At 51.6% G+C, this 23,752-nt stretch carries 18 protein-coding genes; 4 read left to right on the top strand and 14 right to left on the bottom strand.

What is annotated here, in order from left to right; translation table 11 throughout:
• Positions 1–153 precede the first annotated feature (153 nt).
• Positions 154–930, bottom strand: coding sequence for an iron efflux ABC transporter permease subunit FetB (gene fetB / locus V8L73_RS07425; RefSeq protein ID WP_027274470.1), 777 nt, complete (start codon positions 928–930; stop codon positions 154–156).
• Positions 917–1,594: an iron efflux ABC transporter ATP-binding subunit FetA gene (fetA, locus tag V8L73_RS07420; protein ID WP_347254804.1), complete on the bottom strand. Its 678-nt coding sequence runs from the start codon at positions 1,592–1,594 to the stop codon at positions 917–919. The genes fetB and fetA overlap by 14 nt, the downstream gene beginning before the upstream one ends.
• A 1,038-nt stretch (positions 1,595–2,632) precedes the next feature.
• Here fetA and ptsG point away from each other — a divergent pair.
• Positions 2,633–4,093 carry a PTS glucose transporter subunit IIBC gene (gene ptsG / locus V8L73_RS07415; RefSeq protein ID WP_347254526.1) on the top strand — a complete coding sequence of 487 codons (1,461 nt, stop codon included), beginning with the start codon at positions 2,633–2,635 and terminating at the stop codon, positions 4,091–4,093.
• 74 nt (positions 4,094–4,167) lie between these two features.
• Here the strand turns inward: ptsG and tmaR are convergent, their stop codons facing one another.
• Together tmaR and gndA are read right to left on the bottom strand one after the other, a co-directional pair.
• Entirely contained in the window at positions 4,168–4,482 is a 315-nt protein-coding gene (gene tmaR / locus V8L73_RS07410; protein ID WP_027274467.1) for a PTS system regulator TmaR, read from the bottom strand.
• 152 nt (positions 4,483–4,634) lie between these two features.
• Positions 4,635–6,041 (bottom strand): NADP-dependent phosphogluconate dehydrogenase, encoded by a 1,407-nt coding sequence (gndA, locus tag V8L73_RS07405; RefSeq protein WP_027274466.1) that lies wholly within the window; start codon positions 6,039–6,041, stop codon positions 4,635–4,637.
• A gap of 361 nt (positions 6,042–6,402) precedes the next feature.
• Here gndA and V8L73_RS07400 point away from each other — a divergent pair, with 361 nt between their 5' ends.
• On the top strand, positions 6,403–7,989 hold the full coding sequence (locus V8L73_RS07400; protein WP_027274465.1) for a TerC family protein: 1,587 nt from the start codon (positions 6,403–6,405) through the stop codon (positions 7,987–7,989).
• Positions 7,990–8,050: 61 nt separating this feature from the next.
• On the opposite strand, the gene asmA is transcribed toward V8L73_RS07400, so the two are convergent.
• The 3 genes from asmA to apbC all read right to left on the bottom strand — a co-directional run bounded on the left by asmA (position 8,051) and on the right by apbC (position 11,956).
• Positions 8,051–9,913, bottom strand: coding sequence for an outer membrane assembly protein AsmA (asmA, locus tag V8L73_RS07395; protein ID WP_347254525.1), 1,863 nt, complete (start codon positions 9,911–9,913; stop codon positions 8,051–8,053).
• Positions 9,914–9,974: 61 nt separating this feature from the next.
• Entirely contained in the window at positions 9,975–10,556 is a 582-nt protein-coding gene (dcd, locus tag V8L73_RS07390) for a dCTP deaminase (protein ID WP_027274463.1), read from the bottom strand.
• 284 nt (positions 10,557–10,840) lie between these two features.
• Positions 10,841–11,956 (bottom strand): iron-sulfur cluster carrier protein ApbC, encoded by a 1,116-nt coding sequence (gene apbC / locus V8L73_RS07385; RefSeq protein ID WP_027274462.1) that lies wholly within the window; start codon positions 11,954–11,956, stop codon positions 10,841–10,843.
• Between the two features lie 267 nt (positions 11,957–12,223).
• Between apbC and metG the strand changes: the two genes are divergently transcribed.
• Both metG and wzz(fepE) read left to right on the top strand, forming a co-directional pair.
• Positions 12,224–14,266 carry a methionine--tRNA ligase gene (gene metG / locus V8L73_RS07380; RefSeq protein ID WP_347254524.1) on the top strand — a complete coding sequence of 681 codons (2,043 nt, stop codon included), beginning with the start codon at positions 12,224–12,226 and terminating at the stop codon, positions 14,264–14,266.
• A 728-nt stretch (positions 14,267–14,994) separates the two neighbouring features.
• The gene (wzz(fepE), locus tag V8L73_RS07375) at positions 14,995–16,095 is read left to right on the top strand and encodes an LPS O-antigen length regulator Wzz(fepE) (RefSeq protein WP_347254523.1); all 1,101 of its coding nucleotides are present in this window, start codon (positions 14,995–14,997) and stop codon (positions 16,093–16,095) included.
• A 73-nt stretch (positions 16,096–16,168) separates the two neighbouring features.
• Here the strand turns inward: wzz(fepE) and V8L73_RS07370 are convergent, their stop codons facing one another.
• The 7 genes from V8L73_RS07370 to yieE all read right to left on the bottom strand — a co-directional run bounded on the left by V8L73_RS07370 (position 16,169) and on the right by yieE (position 23,694).
• Entirely contained in the window at positions 16,169–16,957 is a 789-nt protein-coding gene (locus V8L73_RS07370; protein ID WP_347254522.1) for an ABC transporter ATP-binding protein, read from the bottom strand.
• The gene (locus V8L73_RS07365; protein ID WP_027274458.1) at positions 16,954–18,033 is read right to left on the bottom strand and encodes a FecCD family ABC transporter permease; all 1,080 of its coding nucleotides are present in this window, start codon (positions 18,031–18,033) and stop codon (positions 16,954–16,956) included. Before V8L73_RS07365 ends, V8L73_RS07370 begins: the two co-directional genes overlap by 4 nt.
• A 40-nt stretch (positions 18,034–18,073) precedes the next feature.
• Positions 18,074–19,219, bottom strand: coding sequence for an ABC transporter substrate-binding protein (locus tag V8L73_RS07360; RefSeq protein WP_027274457.1), 1,146 nt, complete (start codon positions 19,217–19,219; stop codon positions 18,074–18,076).
• A gap of 183 nt (positions 19,220–19,402) precedes the next feature.
• On the bottom strand, positions 19,403–20,242 hold the full coding sequence (locus tag V8L73_RS07355) for a tetratricopeptide repeat protein (RefSeq protein WP_347254521.1): 840 nt from the start codon (positions 20,240–20,242) through the stop codon (positions 19,403–19,405).
• Between the two features lie 4 nt (positions 20,243–20,246).
• Entirely contained in the window at positions 20,247–20,621 is a 375-nt protein-coding gene (locus V8L73_RS07350; protein WP_027274456.1) for a hypothetical protein, read from the bottom strand.
• 528 nt (positions 20,622–21,149) lie between these two features.
• Entirely contained in the window at positions 21,150–22,649 is a 1,500-nt protein-coding gene (locus V8L73_RS07345; protein WP_027274455.1) for an amino acid permease, read from the bottom strand.
• A 145-nt stretch (positions 22,650–22,794) separates the two neighbouring features.
• Positions 22,795–23,694: a DNA-binding transcriptional regulator YeiE gene (yieE, locus tag V8L73_RS07340; RefSeq protein ID WP_027274454.1), complete on the bottom strand. Its 900-nt coding sequence runs from the start codon at positions 23,692–23,694 to the stop codon at positions 22,795–22,797.
• Positions 23,695–23,752: the final 58 nt, after the last annotated feature.

Genomic DNA, 23,752 nt, shown 5'->3' with positions numbered 1-23,752 from the left:
CCGCCTTTAAAAGGCTATTTAACAAAAAGGCTCGGCAGAATAGCTCGCCACTTCAAGGCTAACTCTTCACAGTGAGCAGGCCAGAAGCATTTTCCGGTAAAGATTCTCCATTTAAAAACCCGCTTTTCAAGCGGGTATTACCTTCTATGTTCTCTACTTCTTCACCTCTCTCACCACCAGCTGATGCCTCTGGTTATAAAACTTCCGATACCCCAGATAGCAGGCGATGATCGTCGACAGGCTGGCAGTTGAAAGCAGCATAAAGGTCACCATAATCTGGTACTTAATCGCCATCACCGGATCGATACCGGCGAATATCAAGCCGGACATCATCCCCGGCAGGCTGACTAAGCCGACGGTTTTTGCCGAATCGACGGTAGGAATGAGCGACGCTCGGATGCTGTCTCTGATAAGCCTGTCAGAGGCCATTCTTGGCGTTGCGCCCAGGCTCAGCATCTCCTGAATCTGTTGGCGCTCGCTGCTAAAGCGCTGCCCCAAATTGTTATAGCAAAGCCCGACCGCCACCATCGCGTTGCCGGCAATCATGCCGGAGATAGGAATAACCTGCATAGGTACAAACTCAATGGAACCCGACAGCACTAGTACGACGAGCGTCAGCACCGCCCCGGTGGTGATAGAGACAAAAGAGATAGCAAACGCTCTGTCGATATACCTGCTGCGCTTTTTCGCATTAAGGGCCGCATTGAAGCAGATAAACAGCACCATGAGTACGGTTAACGCCGCGTTATTCAGCTCAAAGATGTACTTCAGCACGTAGCCGACGATAATCAGCTGCACTACTGCACGGCCAATGCTCCAGAGGATGTCCTTTTCCAACGCCAGCTTTTCTTTATGGCTGATAAGGATGGCTACCAGCACTAGCAGCATCGACAGCGCAAGGGACTCATTCGTTATATTATGCTGGCTCATGCTTCACCTCCTGCACATTTCCAGCGCGCGCCGTCAGGACGATCGCATCATCTACATGTTGGATCTCTCCTCTGTCATGAGTAACCCACAGCGCAGCCATATTCTCGTTGTGAACATAGTCATGGATAATGTCATTCACGTTGCGCTTGTTGTCTTCATCCAACGCGCTGGTAATTTCGTCCAGCAGCAGTACCTTAGGCAGAAATTGTAAGTTGCGGATCAAAGAAACGCGCTGCTTCTCTCCGCCGGAAAGCTCATTCACGCCTTTATCAAGAAAGCTTTCAGGAAGGAAAAATCGCTTAAGGTCCGCCGCCAGCTTTTTTCTGTCCGGCTCGGCTTTACGAATGAGATAAGGAAAGGCTAAATTGTCGTAGACGGTGTTCCCAAAAAGCGAAGGAGTTTGAGAGCAGTAAGATACCTTTTGGCGATAGGCCTCCGGCGACAGCTCATTAATATCCTGTCCCTCAAAGAGAATGTTCCCTTCAGTTGGGCTTATCAATGAGGCAATTATTTTAAGTAGCGTACTTTTCCCACAGCCCGATGACCCGGTGATCAGCTTAAATTCGCCAGGATTAAGGCTAAATCCGACGCCTTTTAGAATAGTCGTTTCATCGGTTCGATAGCCGACGTTTTCCAGCCGCAATAGCTCACTGTTTTCTTTCATGCCGTTCCTACTGTATGTAACGTTATCACGCACGGGTAGTTTAACGGCCTTTGCTTAACTTATGGGAAAATTCTTACCGATTAATGCGTTAGTTCAATCTTTACTTCGCTTATCGCATAAAACCAAAAAGCCCTGACGTTGCGCCAGGGCTTTAAGGTCGAACCGATAATAAGTTAAACATGTATTAAGTTAGTGGACTAAAACAGTAGCAGTTAGATGCACTTGTTTTGTAAGCGAGAAATTAAGCTGTTGTAGTAAAAAACCCTCCGATTTATTAACCAAAACGCCTTTTTTCTTCACATCTAAACAGGTCGAGCGGCATATTCATCATGTTTAGCCGTCTCACAACATCACTTGATACAACGGTTGATACAAACCCGCGTATCCCCCTTTCGTTCCCAGCAGCGCGATCGTACTTCAACTACGCGACCCGACTTCCGATGCGGTTCCCAAACGTGACTACAGTTGAACGATGCCCGCATCCTCTTTCACAATTAACATTGGTTAACTACAAGGCCTTTATCGCGCATTCACAACGCAAACGTTTTATTTAACCGTTAGGCTAATAGCGCCTGCGTTGTTTATAAATTTAGCTCTTTATTAAAGTTTGTCAATACTCTTTTTATATTAAAAACACAAAAAAATAAGATAGTAAAATAAACAACAACTTCCCCCACTCTTACATTATTGCAGGAACGAAAAACCATTTTACCTCTATTGAACCGACTAACGAGAAAAAACGTAACACATTGATTTTAACAAAAAGAAACAAAATCCATCGATAGTGGATCATTTTTTACATCGACTTTTTTAGCAATGATAAAAAAGGCAACTATACTTATTTAAAATAATTAGCTTTATAAAGGAAGTACTTAAACGAGGACAACAAAAAAGAGATCTAATACTTATAATTATTGCTTCATTTTAATGCCGTGATCGTCATCACTTTATAAAAAATTTTATTAATTGATTCCGAATCATCTATGCATAGAAAGGTTATTTTTCTACTTATATAACATCGTCATCAAAGGCACATTTATGTTCAAAAATCTCTTTGCAAGTCTACAAAAGGTCGGTAAAGCGTTGATGCTTCCGGTCTCTGTGTTGCCCATCGCCGGTATCCTGCTCGGCGTCGGCAGCGCGGAATTTAGCTGGCTTCCCGCCGTCGTATCAAAAGTTATGGCTCAGGCAGGCGGCTCCATTTTTGACCAAATGCCCCTGCTGTTCGCCGTCGGCGTCGCGCTGGGCTTCACCAACAACGACGGTGTCGCCGGCCTGGCCTCTATCGTTGGCTACGGCATTATGGCGGCCACGCTTAAAGTTATGGCGGAAGCGCTGGGCGTTCCCAAAATAGATACCGGTGTGTTGGGCGGTATTCTGGTCGGCGGCCTGGCGGGTTATCTGTTTAACCGCTTCTACCGCATTCAATTGCCGGACTACCTCGGCTTCTTCGCCGGCAAGCGCTTTGTGCCTATCATTACCGGCTTTACCTGTATCGCACTGGGCATCGTTCTTTCATTTATTTGGCCTCCGGTCGGCGGCGCTATTAACGCCTTCTCCCAGTGGGCCGCTTACCAAAACCCGGCGTTAGCCTTTGGTATTTACGGCGTAGTGGAACGTTCGTTAATTCCCTTCGGCTTACACCACATATGGAACGTCCCCTTCTTCTATGAAGCGGGTCAGGCCTGTATCGTAAACGGTAAGATTGTTTCCGGTATCGCTAACGAAGCCGCCTGTACGGCAGAAGGCGGACGTTGGATCACCGGTGAAATTCAACGCTATCTCCAGGGCGATCCGACGGCTGGAAACATGGCGGGCGGATATCTGTTTAAGATGTGGGGACTTCCCGCTGCCGCCATCGCCATGTGGCACACCGCTCGCCCAGAGAACCGCGCAAAAATAGGCGGCATCATGATCTCTGCCGCGCTGACCTCCTTCTTAACCGGCATTACCGAGCCTATCGAATTTGCCTTCCTGTTCGTTGCGCCCGTGCTGTACGCAATCCACGCCATTCTGGCCGGACTTGCCTATGTAATAACCATACTGCTGGGTGTGAAGCACGGCATGACGTTCTCTCACGGCGCCATCGACTTTATGCTGCTTTACCACCTTTCAACCAAAGGCTGGATGTTCTTCATCCTCGGCCCGCTTTACGCGCTGTTCTACTACGTCGTATTCCGCTTCGCTATCGTTAAGCTGAACCTGAAAACGCCGGGAAGAGAAGTGGAAACGACGGAAAAAAGCGTAGCCGCTTCAAGTTCAGACATGGCTGCCGCGCTGGTTGCAGCGTTTGGAGGGAAAGACAACATCACGAACCTGGACGCCTGTATCACCCGTTTACGCATCGGCGTCGCTGATATAGAAAAAGTCGATAAGGACGGGCTGAAGAAGCTGGGCGCAGCCGGCGTTGTCGTTGCAGGCTCTGGCGTTCAGGCCATCTTTGGCACCAAGTCTGACAACCTGAAAAGCGATATGGATGAATATATCCGAACCCAATAACGCCTGATTTCAGGCATAAAAAAATCCGCCCGTAGCGACTACGCGGCGGATTTTTACGTTTTAGGCCTTCAGCGCTACTTCACTTCAGACATAGACTTCATTTTTTGAGACAGATCGCGCCTTTCTTTAGAGAGCTCCGCGTTCTTAATGATGTATTCATCAACGCGCTCCTCATAGTCGCTCTTCATGTTAGCGATAATAGCCTGAATGTCTTCAATGCTCATTCCGGGCTTGATGTAATCGCTCAAGTTTTCTAACAGCAAAACGCGCTTCTGGTTATCGCGAATTTTTTTCTCATTATCCACAATTTCGCGCTTAAGCTTATTTTTGCGGCGAGACAGGCGTACGTATTCCAGCACGTTCTGGAAGGAAGGCTTCGCGTTTTCCATCATGATCCCCTTACTGGTCATAAACAATTAATCAATGGTGATTTGTCTGATAGTACGTAACTCACCTGCAAACCGCCACTGAAAAGAATTTCTCTTTTGTCACTATAGGCAAAAAATCCGGCCAAGCCGGATTTTTTATAACGTTGACAGTGTTATTCCATCCATTCCGTATGGAAAACACCCTCTTTATCGGTACGTTTGTAGGTATGTGCGCCAAAGTAGTCACGCTGTGCCTGGATCAGGTTAGCCGGTAACACCGCCGCACGGTAGCTGTCATAGTAGGCGATCGCCGCTGAAAGGGTTGGCGTAGGAATGCCGTGCAAAACGGCATAGGCGACAACGTCGCGCAGCGCCTGCTGATACTCATCGGCGGTCTTCTTGAAGTAGCTGGCCAGAAGCAGGTTGGCGATATCGCCATTCTCAGCGTAAGCGTCGGTAATTTTTTGCAGGAACTGGGCGCGGATAATACAGCCAGCGCGGAAAATCTTGGCAATCTCACCGTAGTTCAGACTCCATTGATACTCATCGGAAGCCGACTTCAACTGAGCAAATCCCTGCGCGTAAGAAACGATTTTCCCCAGATAGAGTGCTCTGCGCACTTTCTCGATGAACTCGGCCTTATCGCCGCTAAACGCAACGGGAGCCGGGCCGCTCAGCACTTTTGACGCCGCTACGCGTTCATTTTTCAGCGCAGACAGGAAGCGGGCAAACACCGACTCCGTAATCAGCGAAAGCGGAACGCCAAGATCGAGCGAACTCTGGCTGGTCCACTTCCCCGTTCCCTTCTGCGCCGCTTCGTCCAGGATCACGTCAACCAGATACTGACCGCTTTCGTCCTTCTTACGGAAGATGTCCGCCGTGATCTCGATAAGATAGCTGTCCAATTCTCCCTTGTTCCACTCCGAGAAGGTATCGGCCAGCTCGTCGTTCGTCAGGCCAACTGCCTGCTTAAGCAAAGAGTAGGCTTCGGCAATCAGCTGCATATCGCCGTATTCAATGCCGTTGTGAACCATTTTCACGTAGTGGCCGGCGCCGTCTGCGCCGATATAGGTAATGCAGGGCTCGCCGTTGGCGCGGGCGGCAATTTTCTCAAGGATCGGCGCCACCAGCTGGTAGGCTTCCTTTTGCCCGCCGGGCATAATGGAAGGCCCTTTCAGCGCGCCCTCTTCACCGCCTGAAACGCCGGTACCGATAAAGTTAAAGCCTTCGGCAGAAAGTTCTTTATTACGGCGAATGGTGTCTTCGAAGTAGGTGTTACCGCCGTCGATAAGAATATCGCCCTTATCCAGATAAGGCTTGAGAGACTCGATAGTCTTATCGGTGGCAACGCCCGCCTTCACCATCAGCAGAATGCGGCGCGGCTTTTCCAGTGAGTTAACGAATTCTTCTACGCTATAGCAGGGAACCAGCTTCTTCCCCGGGTTTTCAGCAATGACTTCGTCGGTTTTATCCGCCGAGCGGTTAAAAATAGAAACGGAATAGCCGCGGCTTTCAATATTCAACGCCAAATTGCGGCCCATTACCGCCATGCCAACGACACCAATTTGCTGCTTAGACATATAAACACCTCACTGACAGGGGAGACTCACGGGCATAACCGTGAACAATATATAAAGATAAAGTTATCATAACTTACCAATACCGTAATTGGTAAGTTAGAAATGGCTATCAGAGAAATTGTCGCCGATGACATTTTATTTTTTGCGGCTGCGCATTCTTCACGCCACTCACAAAAGCTTATATTGTGATACCCCACTTCCTTAGATGGTTATTTGGTATTCATAAGAATAAATCAGCCATGTTGGTCAGTTTCACTGTCAATATCGTTAACAATAAGAGAAAAGATTGTCGTGATGCGGTTTAGCCCCTACAATGAAAGGGCAGCACGTGCTGTTTTACATGAAGGTAACCACCTGACTTATGGAATGGATCGCTGATCCAACTATTTGGGCCGGCCTGGCAACGCTGGTCGTCCTTGAAATCGTTCTTGGTATAGATAACCTGGTCTTCATCGCCATTCTGGCGGACAAGCTTCCCAAACACCAACGCGATCGCGCACGCGTCGTCGGACTTGCTCTGGCGCTGCTGATGCGTTTGGTTCTGTTAGCCAGCATATCCTGGCTGTCGACCTTAACGGCCCCTCTATTCAGAGTGTTCGACCATCCTTTCAGCGGTCGGGACCTCATTATGTTGGTGGGCGGCCTGTTCCTGCTGTTTAAAGCCACCATGGAGCTTAATGAACAGCTGGAAGGCAAAGACCATGAGGATACTACGGCCCATAAAGGCGCCAAGTTCTGGGCGGTCGTCGCCCAAATCGTCGTGCTGGACGCAGTGTTCTCCCTCGACTCGGTCATTACCGCAGTAGGGATGGTCGATCACCTGGCGGTCATGATGATTGCCGTCTGTATCGCCATGGCGCTGATGCTGATGGCCAGTAAGCCGTTGACGCGCTTTGTGAACGCACATCCGACGATCGTGATCCTGTGCTTAAGCTTCCTGTTGATGATCGGCTTCAGCCTGGTCGCCGACGGCTTCGGCTTCCACATTCCTAAAGGCTATCTGTACGCCGCTATCGGCTTTTCAATCCTTATTGAAGTGTTTAACCAGCTTTCTCTGGCCAACCGCCGTAAGTACCTTTCCTCCAGCAGGCCTCTTCGCCAGCGCACGGCAGAAGCGGTGCTTCGCATGCTCAGCGGTAAGCACGAAGACGCAGAGCTGGACAGCCATTCAGCAAATCTGATAGCCGACAGCCACAAGGGCGACAGCGACGAAATATTTAACCGTCAGGAACGCCACATGATAGAGCGCGTTCTGGGGCTGGCGCAGCGTTCGGTGGGAAGCATCATGACTTCCCGCCACGACATCGAAGATCTGGATCTGAGCGAACCGGAAGAAGCTATCCGCGAAACGCTGCATCGCAACCAGCATACGCGCATGGTAGTGACAGAAGACGGCGCCGCGGACGAACCGCTAGGCGTGATACACGTCAACGACCTGCTAAAGCAGCAGCTGTCTGAGCCAACGCTGGACATTCGCGCGCTGATTAAGCAACCGCTGATCTTCCCGGAAACCGTTTCTCTGCTCATGGCGCTGGAACAGTTTCGTCAGGCGCAAACGCACTTCGCGTTCGTTGTCGATGAGTTTGGTTCTGTCGAAGGGATCGTTACTCTCACCGACGTGATGGAAACCATCGCGGGAAACCTGCCGGTACACGGCGAAAATCTGGACGCCCGCCACGACATTCAGCACGAGGCCGACGGCAGTTGGATAGTTAATGGCTATATGCCGCTGGAAGACCTGACTATCTATATTCCGATAGAGATTGAGGAAAAGCGCGACTACCACACCATCGCCGGCCTGCTGATGGAACACGCGCAGCGTATTCCTGAAGTGGGTGAGCAAATCAAGATCGGAGACTGGATGTACGAACCGCTGGAAGTCAGCAGCCACCGTATCCAGAAGGTGCGCATTACGTCGCTGATTGAGCCTGAACCCGAGGAGGAATAATTCCTCCTCAAACAGAAAGAGGCGCATGAAGCGCCTCTTTCTGTTTTTAACGATCTGTCGATTATAATAGCTTTTCCAGCAGCTTTTTCGCGTCTTTACTTTCCTGCTTGTCCTTGTTCTTATCAAGCCACTTGTCGAGCGCTTGCCCAAGCTGACTCTTTAACTGGTCTCGCAGTATCTGATCGACGTTAAGCTGGTAGCTAAGCTTGCTCCACGGCCCGTATATACGAAGCGGGATTGTGGTCTTCTGCAGGATGTTCACAACCTCCGACTTGCCGCCCCAGCCTTTCGTCACTCGAATATTCAAGTTCATGTCGCAGTACTGCTTCGGCAGGTTTAGCGTTCCCGTACCGGCGACGGTTAACAGTTCAGACGCACCGTTAAGGCGGGTGACTTTCACTTGCCCCCGATTAAGCACGGTATCGACAACCAGCCGCTGTACCTCGGTATAGCGCTCGTAGTTGTCCATCCCCTTCACGTCCTTATTGCTTCTCGTCACGGCCTGCTGAATGAGCTGCTGAATGTTCAGGCCGTGCAGCCGTGCTCCGTCAACCACCAGATGGGCGCTTCCGCGCCACCCGTTCTCCAGGCTGGTAAGCTCAGAGCCGACGCTGTTAAAGTTTCCCTGCATCGTCAACTGCCCGGTCATGGTTTGCGGATAGCCCAGCGTTTTCAGCAACTCTCCCAGCTGAATGTGCTTAATCTGAGGGGCCAAGGCTATCGTCGGCTGCGCCTTCGTGCCGTCAACGCTGCCCTTGGCGTCGAACTCACCGCTGAAAGCCTTCGCCGTCGCGTTTTCCAGCGTCAATACGCCGTCTTTATTCACCGCCTTCAGGCTTACGTCGCTCAAGGGGATTTTATGATAGGTCAGAGAACCGACGGAAAGCTCAAGCGTGGCGTCAAAACTCTTCAACACGCTCAAATCAAGCGCATCAGAAAGGCCGTTTGCTGAGGAGGTTACGGGGCGCGGCGTCTCATTTTTTACCGCCGATCCACCGTTATTATCCAATGAGTTCGAAAATAGCGCATCCAGATCCAAACTTTCTGAGTTTGCCTTCAGCGCATAATGCGGCGTCTCTCCCAACGTCGCCGAGAGGTCTGCCGTAATCTGGCTGTCGTTTACCGTCAGCGATAGCGGCGCAATGTGAACGGACTGAGGCGAACGCTGATAAACGGCCTCAAAAGCGCCTTCGCCCTTAATGCCGCTTTGGGGCATCCCCGCCCCCTGAAGCTGATAGTCAAACTTACTGATATTCACCGCTAAAGACTGGGGGAAATCCACAAGGTTCAAACCGCCGTCCATAGAAAAACCCAGCTCACGCTGATCGCGATTAATCCTTGCGCTAACGTTAAGATCGGCGGCCCTGTCATCGGTTCTTTCCAGCGTCATATTGATATCGCGCACGGTCACCGTGTCATTTTCGCTTCGCTGCCAAACCAGAATGCTGTCAGAGATTTTCACCTGATTAAGTTCTAACGCCCACCGAGAGCCTGCGCTGCCGTTCTCCGGTACGCCCTTCCCCTGCGTTGCATCCGGCGGCGCAATCGGCGCGCTTTCTGCCGTCTGCGCCTGCGTTTGCGGCAGAAGCTGGATAACGCCGCCTTTCAGCGTGACGTTTTTTACCACCAGCTGATGTGAAAACAGCGGCATAAGCTCAACGTCCAGACGCATATTCTCGGCGCTCACAATCGGTGAATCGGCGCCCGGCGCGGTCAACGACATCTGTCCGGCCAAAATGCTGAGCTGGGGCCAAACGTGCCAGCGAAGGTCGCCTTCAACCTTCAGGTGGTATCCCGTCTTGTCCTCAACCTTTTTCACCATGTAGCTGCGAAAATCATTGGGATCGACCAGTAGAACCAGCGCGCTCATTCCGGCTACGACGACAACCAAAACGATGACGAGTGCGGTTAAAAATCGTCTCATGACATCTATCCCCAACTATCCCCAATGGTTACTGTCAAGTGTATTCACTAGCGAGAGAACGCTAGTCTTTATCTATACGGCTGGCGACTGCGCCCTGCTGATCTTTATATTTTGCATCTTCACGACAGTGGTAAGGACGAGCCGCAGGGCCGCTCAACGGCTCGAAGCTCAGCGCGCCGATCACCATTCCCGGACGCAATGCCAACGGAAGCTTGCCTGAATTATAAAACTCCAACACGATTTTACCCTGCCATCCCGGATCGATACGGTGGGCGGTAACGTGCACCATCAGCCCTAAACGCGCTAGAGACGAGCGCCCGTCCAGCCAGCCGACCAGGTCATCGGGAATCGACACCGACTCCAGCGTCACCGCCAGCGCCAGTTCTCCCGGATGCAGAAAAAAGGGTTCATCATCCGTCAGGTTAATTTCGTCGCTCATCACGCGCTCCAGCGCAGCGGAAACCTCTTCTTTTGGCCCGCTAAGATCGATGTAGGCCGCCGTATGCCCGCTAAAAACGCGAAACTGATTTCCCAAGCGAACGTCAACCGTAGCGCCGTTAATACGCGTTTCGGGAGGGCGCGGAGTAATGCTTAATTTACCGCTGTCCAAATAGGCTTCAATATCCCGGTCGCATAGTCTCATTACGGTTAAACTCCTGTCTGTCCTATTCTGGTTACTTTTAATGCTTATCACATTGAACGCGCGCGTCTTAACGTGGCTGGCCATAGTTGAAAGAGCTCACGCTCGCACGTTCTATTGAAAAATCATAACGTCTTTCCTATTAACGCGAACGTTAAAAGGAAAAGCGTGGTGAAAATAATCATTGATGCGGCGCGACGTTTCTATCTTTAAGTATATGATTTAATAACCGCGTGCGCCACAAGCAAACGTCGACGCACGCGGAAGGCAGGCTGCAATGAAGGGCGTTACATCATGGTTCTGATGTTGATTTCTGAAGGGATCGTCTGTCCCTGCCAGTAAAGTTCAGCCGCGACTTTCGCCGCTACCTGACGATACAAGAGGCTATTTTCACTCTTCGGCTGGGCAACAACAGTGGGTTCCCCGCGGTCCAGATCTTCACGAATGCTGATGTGCAGCGGCAATTGCCCCAGCAGCTGGCTACCGTGCTTTGCAATCAGTTTTTCAGCGCCGCCGGTGCCAAAAATAGCTTCCTGATGACCACAGTTGCTGCAGATGTGAATGCTCATGTTTTCAATGATGCCCAACACCGGCACGTGCACCTTCTCAAACATCACCAGCCCTTTCATGGCGTCAACCAGCGCGACGTCTTGCGGCGTCGTTACGATAACAGCGCCGGTGACCGGGATGTTTTGTGACAGGGTCAGCTGAATATCCCCGGTTCCCGGAGGCATATCGATAACCAGATAGTCAAGATCGGGCCACAGCGTGTCTTGCAACAGCTGCAGCAGCGCCTTACTGGCCATCGGGCCGCGCCATACCATTGCGTTGCCGTCCTCAACCAGATAGCCGATTGAATTGGTAGCCAGGCCGTGCGCGACGATGGGCGCCATGTGCTCGCCGTCCGGCGACGTTGGACGCTCATGCGTTGTTCCAAGCATGGTGGGAATCGAAGGGCCGTAAATATCAGCGTCAAGGATGCCCACTTTGGCCCCTTCCGCCGCCAGCGCCAGCGCCAGATTAACCGCCGTGCTGGATTTGCCCACACCGCCCTTGCCGGAGCTAACGGCAATAATGTTTTTGACGCCCTTAACGCCGGCCTGATCGTTCGCCCGCTTCAGCGTAACGACGTTGCAAACCAGCTTCCATTCAATGGACTTCGCCCCCGTCGCTTTCAAAAGCTCATCGGCCTTCGCCGCCTTGAGCGCCTCAAAACCGCTGTGCCAGGCAAACGGCATGTGCAGCTCGACGTGCAACACGTTATCCAACAGCGCACAGTGGTGCAGCGCTTTTATCTCGACAAGGCTTTTCTTCAGCGTTGGGTGGTTAAACGCGGCAAGCCGCTCGGCCACAAGCTGGTTTAATGCGTCTGGCGTCAACGCATTTTGGGATTGTTCGCTCATCCCGACTCCTTATTATTATCAAGTACGATAGCAAATAAAGGTTTCGCCGTCGGTAGGCCGCATGGCGAAATCACTGTCTATTAGCATAACAGAAGCCAAGCCCAAAGGTATCAACGGGTTTTACCAATAAAAGCCAGCGCTCCCCCGCAAGCAGAGCCGCAGGTAAAAAATATGCCCTTCCCTGCGATACGGCCTAGCCGAGTCTGGCGCAATCAGTTAACATCGAAAGTTCCCAATTACTCACCAATAAAGATTAAGACGTTAACTATGGCTCAAGTCGCGAAAAAAATACTGGTGACCTGTGCGCTCCCTTACGCAAACGGTTCAATTCATCTCGGTCATATTCTCGAGCACATTCAGGCTGATATCTGGGTTCGCTATCATCGAATGCGCGGCCATCAGATAAACTTTATCTGCGCCGATGACGCCCACGGCACGCCGATTATGCTCAAAGCGCAACAGCTTGGCGTTACGCCGGAAAGCATGATTGACGATATGAACCGCGAACACCAGAAGGACTTCGCCGGCTTCCTCATCAGTTACGACAACTATCACTCTACGCACAGCGAAGAGAACCGGGAGCTGTCAGAGCTTATTTACGGTCGCTTAAAGAGTAACGGCTTTATCAAAAGCCGAACCATCTCTCAGCTGTTCGACCCGGAAAAGTCCATGTTCCTGCCGGACCGCTTTGTTAAAGGCACCTGCCCACGCTGTAAGGCGCAGGATCAGTACGGCGACAACTGCGAAGTGTGCGGCGCGACCTACAGCCCGACGGAGCTTATCGACCCTCGTTCCGTAGTGTCCGGCGCGACGCCCGTCATGCGTGAGACCGAGCACTTCTTCTTTGACCTGCCGGCATTTCAAGAAATGCTGCAAGCCTGGACTCGCTCCGGCGCGCTGCAGGAGCAGGTGGCCAACAAGATGCAGGAATGGTTTGACGCAGGCCTGCAGCAGTGGGACATCACGCGTGACGCTCCCTACTTTGGTTTTGAAATCCCCGACGCGCCGGGCAAATATTTTTACGTCTGGCTGGACGCGCCGATTGGCTACATGGGTTCGTTTAAAAACCTGTGCAGCCGACGTCCCGATCTGAGCTTCGACGAATACTGGCGCGAAGGCACTGAGGCCGAGCTTTACCACTTTATCGGCAAAGACATCGTTTACTTCCACAGCCTGTTCTGGCCTGCCATGCTGGAAGGGAGCCAGTTCCGCAAGCCGACCAACCTGTGCGTTCACGGCTATGTGACGGTCAACGGCGCGAAGATGTCCAAATCTCGCGGCACCTTTATTCAGGCCAGCACGTACCTGAAGCACCTCGATCCGGACTGCTTGCGCTATTACTACGCGGCGAAGCTCTCTTCCCGCATTGATGATATCGACCTGAATCTGGAAGACTTCGTCCAGCGCGTCAATGCCGACATCGTCAACAAGGTCGTCAACCTGGCGTCTCGCAACGCGGGCTTTATAAGCAAACGCTTCGACGGCAAGCTGGCGGATAAGCTGGCCGACAGCGAGCTGTATAAGACATTTACCCAAGCCGCGGCGACGATTGCGGAATACTATGAGCAGCGGGAGTTTAACAAGGCTATCCGCGAAATCATGGCGCTGGCCGATATCGCCAACCGCTACGTTGACGAACAGGCGCCCTGGGTCGTCGCCAAGCAGGAAGGCCGAGATGAAGACCTTCAGCTAATCTGTTCGATGGGCATCAACATGTTCCGCGTGCTGATGACCTACCTCAAGCCGGTGCTCCCCTCTTTGACCGAGCGCGCCGAAGCGTTCCTAAATCAAGAGCTGCACTGGGACGGCATCGAGCAGCCGCTGCTGGGCCATCGGGTCAACGCGTTTAAAGCGCTGTTCAACCGCATCGACAGCACGCAAATCGACGCCATGGTCGAGTCCTCAAAAGCCGACCTTCAGGCGATGCAAAGCGCGACCAAAGCGCCCGCAGCAGGCCCTTTAGCCGATGAACCGATCGCTGACACCATCACCTTTGACGACTTTGCGAAAGTCGATCTGCGCGTTGCCTTGATTCAGCAGGCGGAGGAAGTGGAAGGCTCGGACAAACTCTTGAAGCTGACGTTAGATCTGGGCGGTGAAACTCGTCAAGTCTTCTCCGGCATCAAGTCCGCCTATCCCGATCCTAAAGCGCTTGAAGGTCGCCTGACCGTGATGGTCGCCAACCTGGCGCCGAGAAAAATGCGCTTTGGCGTATCAGAAGGCATGGTGATGGCCGCAGGCCCCGGCGGCAGCGACATCTTCCTGCTAACGCCGGACAGCGGCGCAAAACCGGGAATGTCGGTAAAATAGAGGTGCGGCTGAATTAGACAATTCGGTCTCCAACGCCATTAATCTCCCCTGAGCGCTAACTCAATCGCGCGTTCAGGGGAGATTTTTTATATTTGCCATTTCTTTTTTAATCCTCCCGCATACGCTTTTCGCTAAATAATTTTTCAACACCAGACCGTATCCATCGCGTTGCAGCAACACTTTGTAATCACGATATTTTTATCTCAACACAACGCAATGACTCCATTTTTATTATTAATAATCAATAAGATAAACAATAGATAATTGATCGTTAAAAACGATCATTTTTGTTTTTATGATAGATTTTATCTATTGTTAGTTCTCTCTTTTTAGGAAGTAACTATTTGTTATATAAAAAATTTATAATTATATTGTTCGACGAATCGTATACATATTGGGCGCTTGGCTTTATTCAATACGTTTGTCAGGCGATAACGTTTTAGAAACAAATTTCGTTTTTTGTTGCTTAATCCGTTTTATAAGAAACGTTTCGGCGCGGGCCTTCGACCTCAATAAAAGTACCAAAAAGTTAAATATCGGCAAAGTGCCGCACACGTCAATAGATGCAGGCTATTATTTAATATTTATTTTCACAAAGTAACTATTTGTATGGGAAATTATAAAGAAGTAAATTAGGTGCGATTAAGAAACGGATTAAACAACGCGCTACGCCTAACAATCTTGCCGACAAAACTGTTTCTGTCTTATGTTTGGCAAAGGGACTACATATGTCAGTTATAGAAAATACGCTAAACAAATACCCGGCCCCTGCGCCACAGCAGGATGAAATAGATCTCTTTACTCTATTAGAGGCCCTTCTCTCGGCCAAAAAAAGCCTGATTGCCATTACCTTTGCTTTCACCGTTATCGGCTTAGTCGCCACGTTTGTTTTACCGCAAAAGTGGACAAGCCAAGCCATCGTCGTTCCTCCTGAAATGCCCGAGCTTATCCAGCTTAGAAAAGAGCTGATTGAACTTCAGGTTCTGGACATCAAGGCTGATATCGACTCGGCGACGCTTTTTCAGCAGTTTATAAAACGCTTCGACTCCCCTGCGCTGCAGGAAAAATATTTAAGCCGGTCGCTATATATAAAGAAGGCGTTCGGCGAAAAAGAGGCCACGCCCATCGAACGACGTCATCTGATGGTTAGCGCGATGGAAAGGCTCAAGCTTATCTCCAATAACTCGACCAATAAAAAGGACGCACTCCCATATACGTCCTGGACGCTCAGCTTTACCGCCGATAACTCGGAAGACGCACAGTCCGTTCTGGAAGGGTACATCGACTACGTGTCCAACGCGGTAGAAAGAGACGTTATCAGGAATCTTATCAGCGCGCTGGAGCTTCGGATTGGGGCCGAAAAAGACAGCCTCAGGTTGGATCGCCAAGCGCTGGAAAATGAGCACAACATCAACATTCAGCGCCTCAATTACTCGCTGGAAGTCGCCAACGCCGCAGGGATCAAGCAGCCCGTATACAGCAATGGCCAGGCTGTAAAAGACGACCCAGACTATTCCGTTGCGCTGGGCTCAGACGGACTGGCGCAAAAGTTAAAAATAGAGCAGTCGATTACCGACGTCGCCCAGCTCAACGCCTCTATTCAAAACCGCGAAATGCGCTTGAATAAAATGGAAAGGATCAGCATTCGGGGCGCAAAGCTTCAGCCTTACAGATATCAAATGACCCCCTCCTGGCCGGTTAAAAAGGATGGCCCCGGAAAGGCTATTATCCTCACGCTGTCAACGATGCTCGGTTTTATGGTGGCCTGCGCCTATGTGCTACTAAGCCAGGCGGTTCAGGAACGGGCGAGAAGAGCCCCCACGGCGTGATATAGCCATATAAGCAAAAACGCGCTAATGGCTCGGCCATTAGCGCGTTTTTTATCGATAAGGAAGCGGTAACTCAGCTGACGATTTGCCCAACCAGGCCGTCAATCATGACCTGAGGCCGCCCCTGAGAGCAGCGCTCAATGCGCCCTCTCACACCGTAAACCTCCGCAAGGCTTTCCGGCGTAATGACCTCTTCCGGCCTGCCGTTTGCGACCAGGCCTCCGTTTTTCAACATCAGGACCCGATCGGCGTGGTGTAAAGCGATATTGATATCGTGAACCACTACCACCGTAATGATGTTGCGGCGCTGCGTCTCCCGCTTTACCAAATCCATCACGTGGAACTGATAGTTAAGGTCAAGAGCGCTGAGGGGCTCATCCAGCAGCAGCAAAGAAGGCTGACGAATTAGCGACTGGGCCAGCCCGACAAGCTGCTTTTGGCCGCCGGAAAGCTGATCCAGATAGCTCAAAGCAAGATGCGAGATGCCAAGCTGCGTCAGCAACGCCATTACTTCCGCCTCGCCCTGCCCAGCGTTTACGCCGCCGGATGCGCGCTGTGCGACCACGATCGATTCCAGAACGTGAAGATGAACGCCGGCCGGTAGCGTTTGGGGAAGGTATACGACGTGTCTGGCCCTTTCGGAGAAGGGCTGCTGCATCAGATCCTGCCCGTCCAGCAGCAGCTGGCCGCTAGCCTGATTCAAACCGGCCAAAGCGCGCAGCAGCGTCGACTTCCCGCTGCCGTTCGGCCCAAGAAGCACCGTAATTTCCCCTCTTTCCAGTTGAGGAATAGCCAGGTCGGTAATAATCGGCCTTCTGGGATAGCCAGCAGAAAAGCGCTTGGCCTGTAGTCCGCCCGTCATACTTGCCCCCTGTGCCGCAGAATAATGCTCAGGAAGAACGGCACGCCGACCAACGACGTCACGATGCCAACGGGAATAATCACGCCGGGGATCAGGTTCTTAGAGGCAACGGAGGCCATAGAAAGCACTAACGCACCGATAAGCGCGCTGGCGGGAAGATAGAAGCGGTGATCCTCGCCAAAAATCAGGCGAGCAATGTGCGGCGCAACCAGGCCAATAAAGCCTATCGGCCCGACGAACGCCACCGCCAGCGCGGACAGAATGCTGATGCGCAGAAGCGTTGACAGGCGCAGGCGGCGCACATCAATGCCGAAGCTAATCGCACGATCCTCGCCCAGACGCAGCGCGGTCAGGCGCCACGCGTTGAGCATAGACCACGGAAACAGCACCAGAAAAACGGCCAGCAAAATAGCAAGCTTGATCCAGGTTGCCCGCGCCAGGCTGCCCATCGTCCAGAACACCAGCCCCTGAAGCGTATCTTCAGAAGCAATAAACTGCATCATGGACACCAGCGCGTTGAAGGTAAATACCAACGCAATGCCGAACAGCACCACGCCGGATGTCGCTACGCGAGTCCAGCGGGTAACGGCGTCCAGCATAAAGGCCGCAAGAAGAGCGAAGATAAAGGCGTTCACCGAAATAAACCACTGGGGATCGACGCCGGGAATGCCTATCCCCAATACGATGGCCAGCGCCGCACCGAACGCCGCGGCGGAAGACACCCCAAGCGTAAACGGGCTGGCCAGCGGGTTATTGAGAATCGTCTGCATTTCCGCGCCCGCAAGCCCCAGCGCCATGCCGACGACAACCGCCATCAGCGCATAGGGCAAGCGGATATCCCAAACGATAACCTGAATACCGGCGTCAACGGTTTCCGGTTGCCATAGCGTTTGCCACAGTTCCCCTATCGTCAGGCCCGAAGGCCCCATAATAAAGTCCAACACCACCGATCCTAAAATAGCCAACGTGACTAAAAGTAGAACCATCAGGCGCCTGCGCAAAATGTGGCGGTAGCGCCCCATTACGCTTTGTTCATTTGGCGTTTCGGCTTTCATCAAATCTGTACTTACGCTCATTCATTAACGACCATTGCTACGATATTTTTCTAATTAGAAGTTATTTATTTTCTGGCTGAGGGGCTACCCAGTAGGTCCCCGAAGGCTCAATCGCCAGGAACTCTTTGTACAGCGCGTCCATGGTCTTTTTCGGATCGACGTCTTTAAACTGCTCCGGATAGAACCAGGTGCCAAACGCCTGGATCGCCAGAACGTTATAAGGCGAATTATAGAAACTGTGCCAAATGGCGTAGGTCCTTCCCTCTTTTACCGCAGGAAGCGCGCTGATGCCCTTACGGTCAAGGATAGAAAGCAGGCTTTGGCGCGCAATCGCTTCGGGTACGTCCGCCCCCAGCTTCACGCCGGGATCTTTAGCGTCGGCAGCACGCGAGCCGCTGGCAATATAAACGTCAGGGTTGGTCGCAATGATTTTCTCAAGGTTCACCGTGCCTAACACGCCCGGCAAAAGCCCTTTAGCCATATTCCTGCCGCCGGCCAGATCGATAAAATCGCCCATATTGCCGTTGCCCGCCGTGCTGCAGCAGTCGCCGGTCATCGCCGCTTTAAGCTCAATAAACACCTTAGGCTTGTTCTCTTCGGCAATATCTTTCGTCACATTCGTGATTTTGGCGACGTTTTCTTCATAAAACTGGATATAGCGTTCGGCCTGCGCTTCGCGATGCAGCGCTTTACCCAAAATGCGCATGCTGGGAACGGTATTTTTCAACGGAGAAGTACGGAAATCGATAAAGACCACCGGCACGCCGGCCTTTTCCAACTGGGCCACCAGCTCGCTGTTGCGCCCAGGCCCGTGGCCGGACAGGCCAAACACCGCAACGTCAGGGCGCAGCGTCAGCACCTTTTCCGCGCTGACGCTTTCGGCGGTGGTGTTGCCAATCAAAGGAATATCGTCTATTTCAGGGAACTTCGCCTTATAGGCGGCATAAGCGTGCGGATCGAGCTTGCGGAAATCCCCCTGCCAACCGGCAATGCGGGCAAGCGGCTTATCGCCTTCCAACAGCGCGACGGCATAAATGAGGCGGCCTTCGCCGAGAAGGATGCGGTCAACTTTTTTTGGTAACTCAACCTGGCGCCCCGCCACGTCGGTAATGGTTTCAGCCCATGCGCCCGCGCTTAACAGCAAAGAACTTCCCAGCAAGAGGGAAGCCCCTACGCATTTCGTCAATGTACGTTTAAATAGCTTCATTACAAAGCCCCTTTCCCGTGGCCTAAAAGAATGCAAACAATAATGCAAAGGAGAATGATTATCAACAAATGATATAAAAAAGGAGGAGCGTCGTCGGAGAGAAAATGGCCGGTAGACGAACGGCTACCGGCATGTAGGATCGAGCGTCACGCTTATTACGCAAAATGAGAAACGGCCCGGCGGCTAGCTCCGTTCGCCGTATTTCCCCATATATTCTTCAGCCAGCCTCTGAGACGAAGCGTACTTCCCCATCTGTTTAAGCTCAGGAGCAATTTTCTTCATCATCTCTTTTGCCCTTGCAGCAAGCTTCTCATCATCGCCGTGCGCTACGCAGGAGTACCAAACGTAGGAAAGCTCGTCATTTTTCGCCACGCCGTGCCCCAGATAATAAGAACCCGCAAGGTTGAACTGGGCTTCCGTAGTCCCCTGCTCTGCGGCTTTGGAATACCAATAGAAGGCCTGAGCAGGGCTCTTTTCAATGCCTTCGCCGCGCGTATAGGCCGCCCCGAGGTTATTTTGGGATCGGGCGATTCCCTTTTCCGCCGCCAGCCTGTCCCAATAAACGGCCTGAGAAAGGCTTTTCACCGTACCTAGCCCGTTGAGATAAAGATACGCCAGCTGGCTTTGCGCATGGCCGTTGCCCCGCTCGGCCGCCTTGCTGTACCAGGAAAACGCTTTGGCATAGTCCGCGCGGCTAAAGTCCTCATCCCCCTGACGTACCTGAAGATCGAGATCGCCGCCGTTAGCGGCTTTCAAAAGCAGCGCCCTTCCCTGATGTTCTTGGCCCGAAGCATTCAGCAGCTCTCCCAGTCGGCGCTGTGAAATCAAATCGCCGTCGTTGCTCTGAGCCTGTAGCTGAACCAGATATCCCTGCAAGCCGCTTAGCATTCCCTGTTGAACGGCATTTCCCTGGGCGCTGAACGCAAACTCATCTTGCCCCGGCGCTGTCGGCTTTAGCGTTTCACATCCCATCAGCGCCAGGACGCTCAGTAATCCTATAAAGCGGTAGCTGCGTAATTTCATGGTGTCACTTCCTGTCGGCACGCTCAATGAGCAGGCTCATTAGCTGAGAGTCAATCTTTTGGCAGGTTCGCGAAAGATTCGCCTGATAGATGCTGTCCATAACGCCCGACATATCATCAGACAAAGAGGAACGCACGTTCAAATAGCGCGTCGCCTCTTCCATATCTTTATCCAACTGTTGTTTATATTGATGATAAACGTTGGCATCCAGCGTTCTTACCGTGTCTAAGCGCGTTAAGCATGACTGGAACTGTTTGGAATAAGATGCGGAACTATTCTGTGTGGAACTTTGAGAGCGGCCCGTGCCGGGCTGTAATGACGCACAGCCTCCTAACAATAGTGAAGCGCTTAAAACAGATAACAGCAGTATCCTTTTCATTCTTTTCTTACCTTAACATCCTGAAGGGCTGAATTTAAAACAGATGAGAAATAGAGCATAAGACCAATATAAAAACGACCAAGTTCCAACCGAATAGAATAAGAAATCGGCTACATTAATTTATTATTAGTTTACATTTCACCAAGGCATTAAGCATAACACGAAAGCCATACCCCCGATCAAGAGTGGTTAATATGTGATACTAACGGCGGCCAGTTCCGCATAAGAAACAACATGAAGAAGTTCACAAAAAAATCAATAAATACAATTAAAAAGAGAAAACATGCAACGTATGACTTATTTTAACGGATAAAAAAGATCATAAATAAAAGTTATTATTTACCTAAAATGACCAATTACTTATTTCTATATAAGTAAATATTTATATTTATGGCAGATGTGCTTTATTAAAACCACGATGCTGATTATATTCATTCACGCATTAACTTATAATGAAAATAAAAAAGGCGTTAACATTATCCGTTAAACGCCTTTTTACTTCCGCCTTAAAAAGAGGGACTACGATCGTTATTCATTGCGATCGATATGTTTGGGAAACTCCATCTCGTTATACTTTATAAACCGAGTTCCTTTAGCAAGCTTATAGCCAAACCAAATGACCAAAAACAGCGGGATACCAACATAGGTGGCGGCCACGCCCGTCCAGTCAATTTTATCCTCAAGGAACGCCTGATAGTTTTGCCCAAGCGTAATAATCAAACACAGGACAAAGGCAAAAATCGGCCCCAGCGGGAAGAAACCTGAGCGATACGGCAGATCGCTCAGCGAACGCCCCTGAGAAACGTATCCTTTACGGAAGCGATAGTGGCTAACGGCAATGCCTAACCAGGCGATAAAACCGGTCATCCCTGAAGTGTTTAACAGCCAGAGGTAGACCTGTTGGTTACCGAAGCGAGAAGTCAGGAAGCACAGCCCCGCGACTACCGTCGTCGCAATCAGCGCATTGCGCGGTACGCCACCGGCAGAGAGCTTGGCGAAAATTCTCGGCGCCTTTCCTTCCGCCGCCAGCGCATACAGCATGCGCGTTGAGGCGTACATGCCGGAGTTACCCGCAGACAGTACCGAAGTCAAAATAACCGCGTTCATTATCGCCGCCGCAGACAGCAGCCCGGCGTGCTGGAACACCAAAGTAAACGGACTCACGCTGACGTCGGTTTCATTGTTGCGCAACAGGCTCGGATCGGTATAGGGGATAAGCACGCTGACGATAAGAATGGCGAAAATATAGAACAGCAAAATACGCCAAAAGACCTGCCGCACCGCGCGAGGAATATTCTTACCCGGATCGGCTGACTCACCGGCGGCAATGCCGATAAGCTCAGTGCCCTGAAATGAGAAGCCGACGATCATCGCCACGCCTATCATAGCCGAGAAGCCGCCGGCAAACGGCGCATCGCCGATCGTCCAGTTGTGCCAGCCGGAGTTTTCGCCGCCCTTCAGAATGCCAAAGATCATCAAAACGCCCAGCGCGATGAAGATAACGACGGTAACGACCTTAATCAGCGCAAACCAAAATTCCGCTTCACCGAATCCTTTGACCGACAAAAAGTTCAAGAAGAAGATGAGCGTTAAGAACAGCGCGCTCCAAATCCAATCCGGCATACCAAAAGGCGTTTCCGGGAACCAGTACTGCATTACCAGCTGCGCGGCAACCAGGTCAACCGCGACGGTCACCGCCCAGTTGTACCAATAGTTCCATCCCAGCGCAAAGCCGAATCCCGGCTCAACGTAATTGGCGCCGTAGGTAGAAAAAGAGCCGGAAACCGGCATATAGGCGGCAAGCTCCCCGAGGCTTGTCATCAGGAAGTAGACCATCAGGCCGATAAGCGCATAGGACAGCAGCGCGCCGCCTGGCCCCGCTTGCGCGATAGTCGCGCCTGAGGCGACAAACAGCCCCGTTCCGATTGAGCCGCCGACGGCGATCATCGTTAAGTGGCGGGCCTTTAGCGAACGGCGAAGCCGGTGGCCGTCTTTTGCCGTTGATGTGTTTGTATCTGCCAGAGCCATTAAAAACCCATTTGTTCACAATATTAAAGGTGCGCGATTGTAGCAAATGATAGATCCGGCGATAACCGCTCAGCTCGCAATATAAGATTCGTTCATAACTGTCGGAAAGTTATAAGCTGGCGGTCATAATAGGCGTCGTAACCCTCTATTTCCCTCGTTTTTCGATTAAATCAACGGGAAAGCGGCAGCAGGACAGAAATCGCAACAGGCTGGCCGAGAGGTGCTTCTGTCGGTGGTAAATCAGAAAAAGCGTACGTTCCAACGTACCAAAGGGCGTGACAAGTTCAACCAAAGAACCGCTGGCCAGCTGCTCCGCCACCACGCGTCGAGACAGGCAGCTAATGCCGATTCCATGCCTGACGGCGTGCTTAATGGCCTCTGAGTTCCCTAATTCAAGGATCGGACGAACGCCGGGCAAATGCTGCATCAGGCTATGCTCCAAAACTTCCCGCGTACCGGATCCGGTTTCACGCAGGATCCAGGGCGCGGCGATAAGCGCCTCAAGAGATACCTCGCCGGCCTCTGCCTGCGGGCTGCCCGGTGCGGCAAACACTACCAGCTCGTCGCTGAGCCACGGTCGAGTAATTAAGTCAGGGTGGTGACAGGGACCTTCAACAAACCCCAGATCGACGCGAAAATCAGCGACAGCCTGAATAATCTCTCGACTGTTTCCTACCGTCAGCTCCAGAGGCGTGTGGGGAAAGTCCTGGCGATAAATCGCCAGCGTCTCCGGGAGAATGTAGTTGCCGATGGTAGTGCTGGCGGCAATTCTCAGCGCTCCGTCTGAATGGTTAAACAACTGCTCGATTTCCGTCGCCTGCTCCAGCAGCGCCAGCGCCTTAGGGTAAAGCAGCCTGCCGTTTTCATTGACGACCAACCGCTTGCCGACACGGTCAAACAAAGAGACCTTTAGCTGCTCTTCAAGATCGGACAGGGACGCGCTCACCGCAGACTGAGAAAGCGCCAATACGGATGAGGCCTGCGTCGTCGAGCCGCTCTTAAGCACCTCAACAAAAATCGATAACTGCCTTAGCGTTACGTGCATGGTTCACCTTTTACCACTTATTCCGGTTAGTTATAAATATATAATCAATTTCTCTTTT

It is taken from the genome of Leminorella grimontii (assembly GCF_039789245.1).
GTDB lineage: Bacteria > Pseudomonadota > Gammaproteobacteria > Enterobacterales > Enterobacteriaceae > Leminorella > Leminorella grimontii.
The sequence above is the reverse complement of the archived record's forward strand: the minus strand, read 5'-3'. Positions and strand labels throughout refer to the sequence as shown.

What these genes read in the sequence shown, in the direction of transcription:
- yieE (WP_027274454.1), bottom strand. Translation starts at nt 23,694, where the DNA reads ATGCACGTAACGCTAAGGCAGTTATCGATTTTTGTTGAGGTGCTTAAG.
- V8L73_RS07360 (WP_027274457.1), bottom strand. Translation starts at nt 19,219, where the DNA reads ATGAAGCTATTTAAACGTACATTGACGAAATGCGTAGGGGCTTCCCTC.
- V8L73_RS07350 (WP_027274456.1), bottom strand. Translation starts at nt 20,621, where the DNA reads ATGAAAAGGATACTGCTGTTATCTGTTTTAAGCGCTTCACTATTGTTA.
- fetA (WP_347254804.1), bottom strand. Translation starts at nt 1,594, where the DNA reads ATGAAAGAAAACAGTGAGCTATTGCGGCTGGAAAACGTCGGCTATCGA.
- V8L73_RS07355 (WP_347254521.1), bottom strand. Translation starts at nt 20,242, where the DNA reads ATGAAATTACGCAGCTACCGCTTTATAGGATTACTGAGCGTCCTGGCG.
- V8L73_RS07365 (WP_027274458.1), bottom strand. Translation starts at nt 18,033, where the DNA reads ATGAGCGTAAGTACAGATTTGATGAAAGCCGAAACGCCAAATGAACAA.
- V8L73_RS07345 (WP_027274455.1), bottom strand. Translation starts at nt 22,649, where the DNA reads ATGGCTCTGGCAGATACAAACACATCAACGGCAAAAGACGGCCACCGG.
- dcd (WP_027274463.1), bottom strand. Translation starts at nt 10,556, where the DNA reads ATGAGACTATGCGACCGGGATATTGAAGCCTATTTGGACAGCGGTAAA.
- metG (WP_347254524.1), top strand. Translation starts at nt 12,224, where the DNA reads ATGGCTCAAGTCGCGAAAAAAATACTGGTGACCTGTGCGCTCCCTTAC.
- gndA (WP_027274466.1), bottom strand. Translation starts at nt 6,041, where the DNA reads ATGTCTAAGCAGCAAATTGGTGTCGTTGGCATGGCGGTAATGGGCCGC.
- V8L73_RS07400 (WP_027274465.1), top strand. Translation starts at nt 6,403, where the DNA reads ATGGAATGGATCGCTGATCCAACTATTTGGGCCGGCCTGGCAACGCTG.
- asmA (WP_347254525.1), bottom strand. Translation starts at nt 9,913, where the DNA reads ATGAGACGATTTTTAACCGCACTCGTCATCGTTTTGGTTGTCGTCGTA.
- ptsG (WP_347254526.1), top strand. Translation starts at nt 2,633, where the DNA reads ATGTTCAAAAATCTCTTTGCAAGTCTACAAAAGGTCGGTAAAGCGTTG.
- V8L73_RS07370 (WP_347254522.1), bottom strand. Translation starts at nt 16,957, where the DNA reads ATGACGGGCGGACTACAGGCCAAGCGCTTTTCTGCTGGCTATCCCAGA.
- tmaR (WP_027274467.1), bottom strand. Translation starts at nt 4,482, where the DNA reads ATGGAAAACGCGAAGCCTTCCTTCCAGAACGTGCTGGAATACGTACGC.
- fetB (WP_027274470.1), bottom strand. Translation starts at nt 930, where the DNA reads ATGAGCCAGCATAATATAACGAATGAGTCCCTTGCGCTGTCGATGCTG.
- apbC (WP_027274462.1), bottom strand. Translation starts at nt 11,956, where the DNA reads ATGAGCGAACAATCCCAAAATGCGTTGACGCCAGACGCATTAAACCAG.